Origin of the sequence: Wenjunlia tyrosinilytica (assembly GCF_014646055.1) — a bacterium.
Classification (GTDB): domain Bacteria; phylum Actinomycetota; class Actinomycetes; order Streptomycetales; family Streptomycetaceae; genus Wenjunlia; species Wenjunlia tyrosinilytica.
In genome coordinates, this window is record NZ_BMMS01000004.1 from 86,002 (window position 1) to 97,881 (window position 11,880).

The window sequence follows — 11,880 nt, forward strand, 5'->3', positions numbered from 1 at the left end:
GCGATGCTGCGAGGGCATATCAACCTGCCTGTCGGTGCAGTGCGCGAGCGTATACGGACGAACCGTAGTGACCGGTCACCCAGCGCTCCAAGTCGCGACTGTCCGTGTTCACTCGAACGGCTCAACCCGCGTGATCCCGGCCGCTTTTGACCGGGGGCTGACGATCAGCGCCGATCATGCCCCACACTGGTGTTCCGTGAGCCTTGACCCAGTCGCCCGCGTGATTTTGTTGACCGGACCTTCCGGTGGTGGGAAGTCCTCCCTCGCCGAGCGGACCGGCCTTCGTGTGCTGCGGCTGGACGACTTCTACAAAGAGGGCACCGATCCCACCCTGCCGCTGATGCCGGACGGCAGCGGGACCGACTGGGACTCACCGCGGTCGTGGAACGCCGCGGCCGCCGTCGCCGCCGTGAGCGCGCTGGCCCGCGAGGGCCGGGTCGAGGTGCCCGTCTACGACATCTCCTCGAGCGCCGTGACGGGGAGAACGGTCCTCGAACTGGGCGAGGAGCCGGTGTTCATCGCCGAGGGCGTCTTCGCGGCCGAGATCATCGACCGCTGCCGGGAGTTGGGCCTGCTCGCCGACGCGCTGTGCCTGCGCGGCCGCCCCTCCACCACGTTCCGGCGGCGTCTCCTGCGTGACCTGCGCGAAGGCCGGAAGGCGCCGTCCTTCCTCGTGCGCCGCGGCTGGATGCTGATGCGTGCCGAGGGCCGGATCGTGGACCGTCAGGTGGCGCTGGGCGCCCACGCCTGCGGCAAGGAGGAGGCCCTGCGCCGCGTCGACTCGGCACTGCGGCAGTGGTCGCTGTACCGCCCGGAGTCCGTGCCCGCCCGGCCGGAGTCCGTGCCCCCGCGGCCGGAGTCCGTACTCGCCCAACCGGAGTCCGTGCCCGCGCGGCCGGAGTCCGTACTCGCCCAACCGGAGTCCGTGCCCGCGCGGCCGGAGTCCGTACCCGCCCGCCCGGCGGCCGAGACCGTCAGCGGCTGAACGGACCTGCCCTCGGGGCCAGGACCACCGGACGAGGGCATGAAGGAGGCCGGGCAGACCCCCCGGCTGCCCGGCCTCGCCTCCACCGCAGCCCCTCCGGGAGCGGCTCCCCCGAACCGTTTCCCACTCTGCGGCGCTCTGTGTTGTCCTGTGTGTCCGATGTCCTGCGTGCCCGATGTCTCGTATGTCCGATGTCTCGTATGTCCGATGTCCTGCGCGTCCTACTTCTCGGGTACTCCCGGCGGCTACGCCACGAGCTGCCCGAACGCCTCGGCCTCGTCCGCCCCGAAGGTCAGCGACTCGTCCTCGCGCAAGCGGCGCAGCGAGCGCCAGATACTGCTCTTCACCGTGCCGACGCTGATGTCGAGGATGTCGGCGATCTCCGGGTCGGTGCGCCCCTCGTAGTACCGCAGGACGAGCATCGTGCGCTGCGGCTCGGGCAGCTTGGCCAGCGCCTGCCACAGGACGGCACGCAGCTCGGTGCCGCGCATCGCGTCGTTTTCGCCCACCGTCTCCGGCAGTTCCTCCGTCGGGTACTCGTTCAGCTTGCGCCGCCGCCAGGCCGAGATGTGCAGATTGGTCATCGTGCGGCGCAGGTAGCCGCCGACGGCCGCCTTGTCACTGATCCGGTCCCAGGCGCGGTAGGTGCTGAACAGCGCGCTCTGGAGCAGGTCCTCGGCCTCGAAGCGGTCCCCCGTGAGGTGGTACGCGGTCGCGTACAGGGCCGCCCTGCGCTCCGTCACGTAGGCGGTGAAGTCCGCCTCCGCGGTGCTGGAGCGCTCCCCGTCGGGCTTCCTGTACGCGGCCGCCGATCCCCCGTCGGCACCGCGGTCCTCGTTTCCCCCGTGGACCGCGGGTCCCCCGTTGCCTCCCCCGTCGGCCCCTGGCACGGAACCGAAGGTGCTGACCTCGCCACCGATGGCGACCATGTGGCGAGGGCGTCCGATGGTGCCGGCAGCACTCCCCCGACGGCTGCCGGCCCCCGCGGCCTGCCCACCCGGAACAACATGTGCGTGGGTGAGACCACGTCCGGTGCCGCGTGCGCACCCCCGCCCGCCCGCAGCACCGGACACCTCTTCGACCCTCCCGCGAGGGGCGGTGTGCGTCGTACGGACTGCCGTGGTGCCCGCTGTCTGCAGTGCGTTCATGACGCGCCCCCGTTCGGTTGAGCCGTAGCCGATCTTTCTGACGAGCCTTGCCCCGGCGTTCGCTCTGTGTTGCCGATCGCCGTGCACATAAGACTCGTGGATCAGGGTCATGACGCTGTCCGGCGACTGTCACAGCACTGTCACAGGGGGTGGCGCCTACCGAATTCGGGGAATTCCGTCCCTCTTTGGCATGACTTGCCGGGCTGTGAGGGCCACCTCGCGGCCCGCTCGTGCCCAACTGTCGAAGCGGCAGTCCCCTGTGGGACAGAATGACCTCGTGCCATTCCTGTTGCTCATCGAGGACGACGACGCGATCCGCACTGCCCTCGAACTCGCCCTGAGTCGCCAGGGCCACCGTGTGGTGGCCGCGGCGACGGGCGAGGACGGCCTGGAGCGGCTGCGCGAGCAGCGCCCCGACCTGATCGTGCTCGACGTCATGCTGCCCGGGATCGACGGCTTCGAGGTGTGCCGACGCATCCGCCGCACCGACCAGCTCCCGATCATCCTGCTCACCGCGCGCAACGACGACATCGACGTCGTCGTCGGTCTCGAGTCCGGCGCGGACGACTACGTCGTCAAACCGGTCCAGCCCCGCGTGCTCGACGCGCGTATCCGCGCCGTGCTCAGGCGCGGGGAGCGGGACAGCTCCGACTCGGCCGCGTTCGGCAGCGTGGTCATCGACCGCTCCGCCATGACCGTGACGAAGAACGGAGAGGACCTCCAGCTCACGCCGACGGAGCTGCGCCTGCTGCTCGAGCTGAGCCGCCGACCCGGCCAGGCACTCTCCCGCCAGCAGCTGCTGCGGTTGGTGTGGGAGCACGACTACCTCGGCGACTCCCGGCTGGTGGACGCGTGCGTTCAGCGCCTGCGCGCCAAGATCGAGGACATTCCCTCCTCCCCCGCGCTGATCCGTACGGTGCGCGGCGTCGGGTACCGGCTGGATCCGCCCCAGTGACCGTTGCCGACACCCGCGACAAGGGCTCGGGAGCGGACACCTGCAAGGAGCGGGAGGGCAGGTTCGGCCGCGTTCCGAGCCGCCTGCTGCGCCTGACCAGCCTGCGGATCCGCCTCGTCGCGGTCTTCGGCGCCGTGGCGCTGACCGCCGCCGTCTCCGCCTCCGGCATCGCGTACTGGCTCAACCGCGACGCCGTGCTCGGGCGTGCCCAGGTCTCCGCGCTCAACGACTTCCGGGACTCGCTCCAGCGCAATGTGGCCTCCATACCCCTGCACCCGCCGTGCGAGACGCTGACGAAGACCGCCGAGCAGATCGCGCACTCCAGCAGCCAGGGCTACGAGATCGTCCTGATAGACACCGATCCCGACGGCAAGCAGTGCGCCCAGAGCTCCAACCCCGACGAGTTCAATGTCGAGGGCTGGGTGCCCGCCCGGCTCGCCGCCGCCGTGGGCAAGCCCCGGGCCCTGTCGGGGGGCAACAAGTACCGCTACCACCTCTACTGGCAGCGGACCATCCGCAACGGCCGCCCCTACCTCATCGGCGGCACCCGCGTGATCGGCGGCGGCCCCACCGCCTACATGCTCAAGTCGCTCAACGCCGAGCGCGACGACCTGGACTCGCTCGCCTGGTCCCTCGGCATCGCCACCGCCCTCGCGCTGGTCGGCGCGGCCCTGCTGGCCCAGGCGGCCTCCTCGACGGTCCTGCGGCCGGTGCAGCGGCTCGCCGAGGCCGCCCGGCGGCTCGGCGAGGGAGAGCTGGACACCCGGCTGCGGGTGTCGGGGGCGGACGAGCTTGCCGAGCTCTCCCGCACGTTCAACCGCACCGCGGCCTCCCTCCAGGAACGCGTGGAGGAGCTGAGCGCCCGGGAGTCGGCGAGCCGCCGCTTCGTCGCCGACATGTCCCACGAGCTGCGCACGCCGCTGACCGCCATGACCGCCGTGACCGAGGTGCTCGAGGAGGAGGCGGACACGCTCGACCCGATGATCGCCCCCGCGGTGCGGCTGGTGGTCAACGAGACCCGGCGGCTCAACGACCTGGTGGAGAACCTCATGGAGGTCACCCGCTTCGACGCGGGCACCGCCAAGCTGGTCCTGGACGACGTGGACGTGGCCGACATGGTCACCGCCTGCATCGACGCCCGTGCCTGGCTGGACGCGGTGGACCTCGACGCACCCCGCGGCATCGTCGTCCTCCTCGATCCGCGCAGGCTGGACGTGATCCTGGCGAATCTGATCGGCAACGCCCTCAAGCACGGCGGCTCCCCGGTCAAGGTCACCGTGCGCACCGAGCGGGTCAATCCGGAGGAGACCTCCGAGGCGTTCCGGCGCGCCCAGGGCATCCTGGTGGTTCAGGTGGCCGACAGCGGCCCCGGCATCCCCGAGGACGTCCTGCCGCACGTGTTCGACCGCTTCTTCAAGGCGGACGCCTCCCGGGCGCGGTCCGAGGGCAGCGGGCTCGGCCTGTCGATCGCGATGGAGAACGCGCACATCCACGGCGGTGTCATCAGCGCCGCCAACTGCCCGAAGGGCGGCGCCGTGTTCACCCTGCGCCTGCCGATCATGGGACGGGAACAGGAGAGCGGGCACGGGCGGGGGAACGGGACCGCGCACGGCAACGGCGAGAGGAACGACCAGCGGTGAAGCGCACGGGGATCACGGCGGCGGCGGTGGCGGCACTGCTGCTGTCCGGCTGCGGCATCCGGGCCACCACCGTGCCCGTGGACGCGGGGGCGGCTCCGGCGCGGTCCAAGTGCGCGGGCCCCGAGCCCTCCATGTCCCCGTCGCCGTCCAGGAGCCCCCTGGGGTCGCCGGCGCACGACTACCTCATGGACGGGGCGGTGCTCTTCCTGGTGTGCAACTCCCAGGTCACCCAGGTGGTGCGCGAGGACAGGCTGAGCGGGGACTACCCGACGGTGGCGCGCGCGCTGCTGGACCGGCTGAAGTCGGCCCCGCTGAAGGACGAGAAGGAGGACGGCTACCAGACAGCCGTTCCCGACACCCTCTCGCTCACCGAGGGCCGCGACGACGACCCGAAGCGGACCCTGCGCCTGAGTGTGCGCCTGGCCCAGCTCCCGGACTACGCGCTCGGTCAGCTGGTGTGCACCTTCTCGTCCAACCTCCTGGCGGGCGGCCCGGTGGTGCTCGGCGGCAAGGAGGACGCCCCGCCACGCCGTTTCACCTGCACCAGCACGCTGCTGACACAGGCGGGGGCGGAGCCGGACACGGGCGTTCCGCTTTGACGTGACGTGCGGGTCCTTGTCCCGTAGCGTTGCCGTCCGTGCCCACAGGGAACCGCAGCCCCGCGCCCCGCGTCCTTCCCGGCGTGCAACGCGCAGGCTCCGGGATACGTACCGGAAGTGACGAAACGGCGTCGGACGGCGGAAGAGCCGTCCTGGCGGTCCGGATGACCGGCGCCCTGCTGGTGGTGGCCCATCTCGCGTTCGTCGCCTGGTTCACCCTGCGCCCGCTGTACGTGCCCTGGGTGTACGGCAACAATGTGCAACTGTTCGCGACCATCGACCGCATCCTGCTCACCGACCCCGTGGCGGGTGTGCGCACGATCGGCTCGGGGCTCATCGTGCTGGCACCGCTCGGGGTGCTCCTCCCCATGGTCTCGGGGAAGGTGGCCGTCTCGACGCTGGTTTCGCTGATCCGCACGGTCTTCCTGGGCGCGGCGGTCTCGTTCGTCCTCGAGTGCCTGCAGTCGGGCGTTCCCGGCCGCGTCTTCGACGTGGACTCGATCCTGCTGAACACCACCGGGGTGGCGATCGCGCACCTCGCCGTCGTTCCGACGGTACGGGCCAGGCTTCGGCGTCGGGGAAGGGTCCACGTGCCACGGCAGCAGACGGCGGCCCGCCGGGCGCAGAGCGCCCAGGGCACGGTGTCGTACGAGGTCGCGGCGCATCTGCACCGCTGAGGGAAGCCGTTTCGGCTGCGGCCCGGCCGCGGGCGCCCCGGAACGCCTCTCGGGGATGTTCAAACGGGGGGGCGCTTCTCGGGGACGTTTCTCTGCGGCGCTTCTCTGCGGCGCTTCTCTGCGGCGCTTCTCGGGGGCGTTTCTCGGGGGCGTTTCTCGGGGGCGTTTCTCGGGGGCGCGGTTCAGGGAAGACCCTGAGCCCCGGACCCGGCGCCCACCCGCAGGTAGCAGGAGACAATCCGCTCCACGGCTGACGATTCGCCGCCGGCGCGCTCCTACGGTTGAGGCATGAGCCGGGCACACCGCACCGGCCATCGACAACCCGAGGAGAAGCCATGTCCGCCCTGGTCCGCCCCCGTCATGGCCGGATGATCGCTGGAGTCTGCGCCGCGCTCGCGGACCGCTTCGGCACCACCGCGACGACGATGCGTGTGCTGTTCCTCGTCTCCTGCCTTCTGCCCGGCCCGCAGTTCCTGGTCTACCTGGCGCTGTGGGTCTTCCTCCCGGGCGAGGGGAGCGAGCGCAAGGTCGCCTTCTGACCGGCCTCGATCGAGCGTCCGGCTCGATAAGCGGTCGGCTCGACGAGCGGTCGGCTCGACGAGCCACTGGCAAGCCACCGACGAGCCGGTTGCCCCGGCGCACGGAAATCGGGCCGCACCCTCACCACGGGGGTGCGGCCCGTTCCGTTGCGCGCGCTATGGCTCAGCCCAGGGGGAGGGCGCCGAGTCCGCCGCCGGGCAGGGCGCCGGTGACAGCGTCGGTCGGCAGGGCGTTGCCCTTGCCGGTCACCGGGATCAGACCGCCGCCGGGCAGGCCGTGCGTACCCGCCGGGAGGGTGCGGGCCGTGGTGGCCGGGATCATGGTGGTGGCGGTGCCGAGAGTCGTCTTCGTGGCGTCGACGCTCTGCGACGCGCCGGGGAGGGTCTTGGCGGCGGTGCCGACCGGAAGCGCGCCCACGGGGTTGTCCACCGGGGAGGCGGAGGCCGTGCCCGCCGCGGCGACGGCGAAGGCGATCCCGAGCGCGGCGGCCCCGGCGGTCTTGAGCGTGCGCGTGTTCATAGGCGTTGTGTCCTCATGATCGTTGGCATGGGTGTGCGGCGCGCGGGCCACCGCGGCCGAGCCGCGGATGGTCGCGGAGTACCGCAACGTAGCCATGTGGACACTCAGCGTGCAACCGGCGACACGCGGCCGGAACGGACGGGTTCCGGCCGCGTGCCGAGGGCCGCGGATCAGCCCTCGTGCACGCCGGAACCGCTGGCGGGACCGGGCGTTGGGCCCGGCTGCCGGAACAGCCACTCGGCCTTCAGCTCCGCGTAACCGGGCTTGATCACGTCATTGATCATGGCGAGTCGTTCATCGAAAGGAATGAAAGCTGATTTCATCGCATTGACGGTGAACCACTGCATGTCGTCGAGGGTGTAGTGGAACGTCTTGACCAGGTGCTCGAACTCCGCGCTCATGCTCGTGCCGCTCATGAGCCGGTTGTCGGTGTTCACCGTGGCCCGGAAGTGCAGCCTGCGCAGAAGCCCGATCGGATGCTCGGCGTAGGAGGACGCGGCCCCGGTCTGGAGGTTCGAGGTCGGGCACAGCTCCAGGGGAACGCGCTTGTCGCGCACGTAGGAGGCCAGGCGGCCCAGGCGCACGGAGCCGTCCTCGGCGACCTGGATGTCGTCGATGATGCGCACACCGTGCCCGAGGCGGTCGGCGCCGCACCACTGGAGGGCCTGCCAGATCGACGGCAGGCCGAAGGCCTCGCCCGCGTGGATCGTGAAGTGGTTGTTCTCCCGCTTGAGGTACTCGAAGGCGTCGAGGTGGCGGGTGGGCGGGAAGCCGGCCTCGGCCCCGGCGATGTCGAAGCCGACCACGCCGGTGTCGCGGTAGCGGTTGGCGAGCTCGGCGATCTCCAGCGAGCGGGCGGCGTGGCGCATCGCGGTGAGCAGGGCGCCGACCCTGATGCGGTCGCCGCCCGCGAGCGCACGGCGCTCGCCCTCGCGGAAGCCCTCGTTGACCGCCTCGACGACCTCTTCGAGGGTGAGCCCGGCCTCGAGGTGCTGCTCGGGGGCGTAGCGCACCTCCGCGTACACGACCCCGTCGGCGGCGAGGTCCTCGGCGCACTCGGCGGCGACCCGCACCAGCGCCTCGCGGGTCTGCATCACCGCGCAGGTGTGTGCGAAGGTCTCGAGGTAGCGCTCGAGGGAGCCGGAGTCGGCCGCCTCCCGGAACCAGACGCCCAGACGGTCGGGGTCGGTCTCGGGCAGCGACTCGTAGCCGACGGCGCGGGCGAGGTCGACGACGGTGGCGGGCCGCAGCCCGCCGTCGAGGTGGTCGTGGAGCAGCGCCTTGGGGGCCCGGCGGATCTGCTCCGGAGAGGGCACGCCGGGCTCGCTCGTGGCCGCCGAGGCGGATGTCGTGAAGGGGTTCGGGCTCTGCATCTCAGAAATGTAGCGCCTACGCGCGTAGAAGTCAGCTTTGGACGGACGATTTCCCGTCGGGGTCTGGCGGAGGCCATGTGGATGTCTGCGAGAGTTCTGCCATGGGATCGCGTGTGGTTGCAGTTTCCGGGGCGCGCACGCGCGGCGCCCGTCTGAGCCGGGCGATGGGTACGGGGCACGGGCGCACGGTGAGAGCGGTGGCCCTGCTCCTGCCCGGCGGCGAGGTACGGGGCACCCGCCGACCGACAGGTGTGCATGCGGCGGCGCTGTGGCCGCTCGCCCGGCATCTGGCCAGAGCGGGCAAGGAGGAGGGGCTGACGACCCACACCGTGCGCTACCGGTACGGCGGCTGGAACGGTGACAGCGCCCACCCGGTGCAGGACACCACCTGGGCCGCCGACGAGGTGGTCCGCCGCTACGGGGACGTGCCCGTGTGCCTGGTCGGGATGTCGATGGGGGCGCGGGCGGCGCTGCGCGTCGGCGGGCACGCCGCGGTCAACTCCGTTGTGGCGCTGTCCTCCTGGCTGCCGGTCGTGCCGGAGCCGGAGCCGGTCAAGCAACTCGTGGGCCGACGGGTGCTCATGGCGCACGGCACGAGGGACGCCGAGGCGGATCCGGAGTTGTCGTACCGCTTCGCGCAGCGCGTGAAGAAGGTGAATCCGGACATCTGCCGGTTCGAGGTCCACTCCGACGGCCACACGCTCTACCACCACTGGGCCGAAGTCTTCGCGCTCACCACGGACTTCGTGATGGGCACGCTGTTCGACCGCGGCTTCGCGCGGCCGATCACGGACGCGCTGGCGGCGCCTCCGCCGCTGGGACTGCGGATGCCGCTGGCGTCGGGATTCGGACGCAGCATCAGGGTGTGAGGGTGCTCCTGTCCGTCCGGCCGGCGTCCGCCGAGTCCGTGTCGGCCGCGGGCGCCGGCGGGAGGGTGGGGTCCTTCGGCAGGAGTCGGCAGCGTCGGGAGAGGACGAACTTCTTGAACGCGGCCACGGGCGGGGTGTCCTCCTGCCCCTCACGCCAGGCCAGTCCGATCTCCCGCACGGCGCGCGGGGCGGTGACGGCGAGCTCCACCACACCGGGGCGCGGCCAGACCGGCGGCGGCAGCAGCGACACCCCGAGCCCCACGGCGACGAGACCGCGCAGCGTCTCCGCCTCCTCGCCCTCGAACGCGATCTTCGGGGCGAACCCCGCCTGCGCGCACAGCTCGTCGGTGATCCGCCGCAGCCCGTAGCCCGGCTCCAGCACGACGAACGGATCATCGGCGGCCTCGGCCAGGCGGACCCTCTTGCGCCCGGCGAGGCGGTGGCCGGCGGGGACGACGAGCCGCATCCGCTGCTCGTCGAGTCTGCGCACGGCCACGTCGGGGTCGTCCGGGAGCGGGGCGATCAGGCACAGGTCGAGGCCGCCCGCGCGCATCCGGGCGAGCATGGAGGCGCCGTGGTCCTGGACGAGCTGGAAGCGGATACGGGGGTTCTCCTCGCGGAAGTCGTGCAGCAGGCCGGGGACGGTCTCGGGGCCGAGGGTGTGCAGGAAGCCGAACGAGACCAGGCCGGTGGCCGGGTCGGCGTCGGCGCGCAGCGCCTGGGCTCCCCGTTCGAGCTCGGCGAGGGCGCGCTCGACCGAGGCCAGCAGTTCGCGTCCCGCGCGGGTGAGGGTGACGGTGCGGCCGTGGCGGGCCAGCAGGGTGAGGCCGAGGTCGGCTTCGAGGCGGGCGATGGAGCGGCTGAGGGTGGGCTGCGGCATACCGAGCATTGCCGCGGCGCGGGAGATGTGCTCGTTGCGTGCCACGGCGGCGAACTGGGCCAGGCGCGGGGCGAGCAGGGCCGCGAGGGAGTCGGGTTCGAGGTCGGCAAGCGAAGGATGCATTTCTTTCTCCGTTGCTCAGCCGCCGCGGCGGCGGCTGTGAGCTGCACTCATGCGCTGGCGCATCGATGAAGGAGTGCTTGCGCATTGGACCGCATGAGAGCGCCACCTTAGCTTGGATACATGCCCACTGCAGATACCGGGGCGCCTGCGGGAATCGCGGGTGCCCTCTCCTCGGCGTTCTCCGATCCCGACGACATCCGGCACCGGCCCGGCACCGGCGGCTACCGCCGGGCGATGCTGGCGCTGTTCGCGGCGGGGGCGGCGACGTTCGCCCTGCTCTACGCGACGCAGGCGCTGCTGCCCGCGATCTCGTCCGAGCTGAACCTCACCCCTGCCCAGGCGAGCCTGACCGTGTCGGCCACGACGATCGGCCTGGCCGTCGCCGTGCTGCCGGTCAGCGCGCTGTCCGAGAAATGGGGCCGCGTCCAGGTGATGACGGTGTCGGTGTTCGCGGCGTCGCTCATCGCGCTCGCGGTGCCGTTCGCGCCTGATCTGACGACGCTGGTCGTGCTGAGGGCGGTGCAGGGGGTGGCGCTGGCGGGTCTGCCGGCGACGGCCATGGCGTACTTGGGTGAGGAGATGCACCCCAAGGCGGTGACGTCGGCGATGGGGCTGTATGTCGCGGGCAACAGCATCGGCGGGATGAGCTCCCGAGTGGCCACCGGGGCGCTGTCGCAGGCGTTCGGGTGGAGGACGGCGCTGGCCGCCATCGGTGTGGTGGCGCTGCTGTGCGCGGTGGTGTTCCGGCTGCTGGTGCCGCCCGCGACGCAGTTCCGGCCGGGGCCGGTGAACCCGGGGGCGCTCCTGCGCACGGTCGGTGGGCACCTCGGTGATCCGCTGCTGCGGCGGCTGTACGGGATCGGGCTGCTGTTGATGACGGTCTTCGGCGCGGTCTACACGGTGCTGGGGTACCGGCTGCTGGAGGCGCCCTTCGGGCTGCCGGAGAGCGTTGTCGGGATGATCTTCCTGGTGTACCTGGTGGGAACGTGCAGCTCGGCGGCGGCCGGGCGTCTGGCGGGGCGGCTCGGGCGCCGCGGGGCCCTGTACGTGGGCATCCTGACCGCGGTGGCGGGCCTGCTGCTGAGCATCGCGGACAACCTGGTGGCGATCCTGCTGGGATTGGTGCTGGTGACGGCGGGCTTCTTCGCGGGGCACGCGGTGGCGTCGTCGTCGGTGAGCCGCACCGCGAAGAAGGGCCGGGCCCAGGCCTCGGCGCTGTACTTGGCGGCGTACTACGTGGGCAACAGCCTGGGCGGCACGCTGGGCGCGAGCGCCTACCACGCGGCGGGCTGGAACGGCACCGTGGTGGTGGGCCTGGCGGCGCTGACGGGCGCGGGCGGCATCACGCTGTACGCGACCCGGAAGGCGATCTCCGCTCGCCGCGAGGCCGCAGCGGCGTAGCGGCGTAGCGAGACGGCCCGGCGCCGCTGTCGTGACGGTCCCTCGCCGACTGCGCCGCCGGGCGGCGGCCGACCCGCGCGCCCCCGCGCGAAAGTCCGAAACGGCGCAACGGCAGGGGCTTTGGCGACCGGTCCCACCGGGACGCCGGGCGGCGGCCATGCCCGCCGCTCC

12 protein-coding genes are annotated in these 11,880 nt (G+C 71.9%); 8 read left to right on the top strand and 4 right to left on the bottom strand.

Going from position 1 to position 11,880, the window contains the following annotated elements; all coding sequences use genetic code 11:
• Window positions 1-157: 157 nt before the first annotated feature.
• A complete protein-coding gene (locus tag IEY86_RS05830; protein ID WP_373286965.1) occupies window positions 158-985 on the top strand; it encodes an ATP-binding protein in 828 nt (275 codons plus the stop codon).
• Between the two features lie 245 nt (window positions 986-1,230).
• Here the strand turns inward: IEY86_RS05830 and IEY86_RS05835 are convergent, their stop codons facing one another.
• Entirely contained in the window at window positions 1,231-2,133 is a 903-nt protein-coding gene (locus IEY86_RS05835; protein ID WP_189130438.1) for a SigE family RNA polymerase sigma factor, read from the bottom strand.
• A 277-nt stretch (window positions 2,134-2,410) separates the two neighbouring features.
• Here IEY86_RS05835 and IEY86_RS05840 point away from each other — a divergent pair, with 277 nt between their 5' ends.
• The 5 genes from IEY86_RS05840 to IEY86_RS05860 all read left to right on the top strand — a co-directional run bounded on the left by IEY86_RS05840 (window position 2,411) and on the right by IEY86_RS05860 (window position 6,543).
• Window positions 2,411-3,088: a response regulator gene (locus IEY86_RS05840; RefSeq protein WP_189130439.1), complete on the top strand. Its 678-nt coding sequence runs from the start codon at window positions 2,411-2,413 to the stop codon at window positions 3,086-3,088.
• Window positions 3,085-4,728 (top strand): ATP-binding protein, encoded by a 1,644-nt coding sequence (locus tag IEY86_RS05845; RefSeq protein ID WP_373286958.1) that lies wholly within the window; start codon window positions 3,085-3,087, stop codon window positions 4,726-4,728. Before IEY86_RS05840 ends, IEY86_RS05845 begins: the two co-directional genes overlap by 4 nt.
• Window positions 4,725-5,327 (top strand): hypothetical protein, encoded by a 603-nt coding sequence (locus IEY86_RS05850; RefSeq protein ID WP_229698183.1) that lies wholly within the window; start codon window positions 4,725-4,727, stop codon window positions 5,325-5,327. The genes IEY86_RS05845 and IEY86_RS05850 overlap by 4 nt, the downstream gene beginning before the upstream one ends.
• A gap of 164 nt (window positions 5,328-5,491) precedes the next feature.
• Window positions 5,492-6,004, top strand: coding sequence for a VanZ family protein (locus IEY86_RS05855; protein ID WP_189130440.1), 513 nt, complete (start codon window positions 5,492-5,494; stop codon window positions 6,002-6,004).
• A 335-nt stretch (window positions 6,005-6,339) separates the two neighbouring features.
• Window positions 6,340-6,543, top strand: a complete 204-nt coding sequence (locus IEY86_RS05860) for a PspC domain-containing protein (protein WP_189130441.1) — start codon at window positions 6,340-6,342, stop codon at window positions 6,541-6,543.
• 163 nt (window positions 6,544-6,706) lie between these two features.
• On the opposite strand, the gene IEY86_RS05865 is transcribed toward IEY86_RS05860, so the two are convergent.
• Both IEY86_RS05865 and IEY86_RS05870 read right to left on the bottom strand, forming a co-directional pair.
• On the bottom strand, window positions 6,707-7,063 hold the full coding sequence (locus tag IEY86_RS05865; RefSeq protein ID WP_189130442.1) for an ATP-binding protein: 357 nt from the start codon (window positions 7,061-7,063) through the stop codon (window positions 6,707-6,709).
• Window positions 7,064-7,233: 170 nt separating this feature from the next.
• Window positions 7,234-8,436: an adenosine deaminase gene (locus tag IEY86_RS05870; RefSeq protein WP_189130443.1), complete on the bottom strand. Its 1,203-nt coding sequence runs from the start codon at window positions 8,434-8,436 to the stop codon at window positions 7,234-7,236.
• Between the two features lie 164 nt (window positions 8,437-8,600).
• Between IEY86_RS05870 and IEY86_RS05875 the strand changes: the two genes are divergently transcribed.
• Entirely contained in the window at window positions 8,601-9,305 is a 705-nt protein-coding gene (locus IEY86_RS05875; protein ID WP_189130620.1) for an alpha/beta hydrolase, read from the top strand.
• Here the strand turns inward: IEY86_RS05875 and IEY86_RS05880 are convergent.
• Window positions 9,295-10,308: a LysR family transcriptional regulator gene (locus IEY86_RS05880; RefSeq protein ID WP_189130444.1), complete on the bottom strand. Its 1,014-nt coding sequence runs from the start codon at window positions 10,306-10,308 to the stop codon at window positions 9,295-9,297. The genes IEY86_RS05875 and IEY86_RS05880 overlap by 11 nt on opposite strands.
• 120 nt (window positions 10,309-10,428) lie before the next feature.
• On the opposite strand from IEY86_RS05880, the gene IEY86_RS05885 reads away from it, so the two are divergent.
• Window positions 10,429-11,709, top strand: coding sequence for an MFS transporter (locus IEY86_RS05885; RefSeq protein ID WP_189130445.1), 1,281 nt, complete (start codon window positions 10,429-10,431; stop codon window positions 11,707-11,709).
• Window positions 11,710-11,880 lie beyond the last annotated feature (171 nt).

Bases quoted from the DNA above. Each gene is read 5' to 3' on its own strand.
- IEY86_RS05835 (WP_189130438.1), bottom strand. From the start codon at position 2,133: ATGAACGCACTGCAGACAGCGGGCACCACGGCAGTCCGTACGACGCAC.
- IEY86_RS05855 (WP_189130440.1), top strand. From the start codon at position 5,492: ATGACCGGCGCCCTGCTGGTGGTGGCCCATCTCGCGTTCGTCGCCTGG.
- IEY86_RS05860 (WP_189130441.1), top strand. From the start codon at position 6,340: ATGTCCGCCCTGGTCCGCCCCCGTCATGGCCGGATGATCGCTGGAGTC.
- IEY86_RS05865 (WP_189130442.1), bottom strand. From the start codon at position 7,063: ATGAACACGCGCACGCTCAAGACCGCCGGGGCCGCCGCGCTCGGGATC.
- IEY86_RS05870 (WP_189130443.1), bottom strand. From the start codon at position 8,436: ATGCAGAGCCCGAACCCCTTCACGACATCCGCCTCGGCGGCCACGAGC.
- IEY86_RS05875 (WP_189130620.1), top strand. From the start codon at position 8,601: ATGGGTACGGGGCACGGGCGCACGGTGAGAGCGGTGGCCCTGCTCCTG.
- IEY86_RS05880 (WP_189130444.1), bottom strand. From the start codon at position 10,308: ATGCATCCTTCGCTTGCCGACCTCGAACCCGACTCCCTCGCGGCCCTG.
- IEY86_RS05885 (WP_189130445.1), top strand. From the start codon at position 10,429: ATGCCCACTGCAGATACCGGGGCGCCTGCGGGAATCGCGGGTGCCCTC.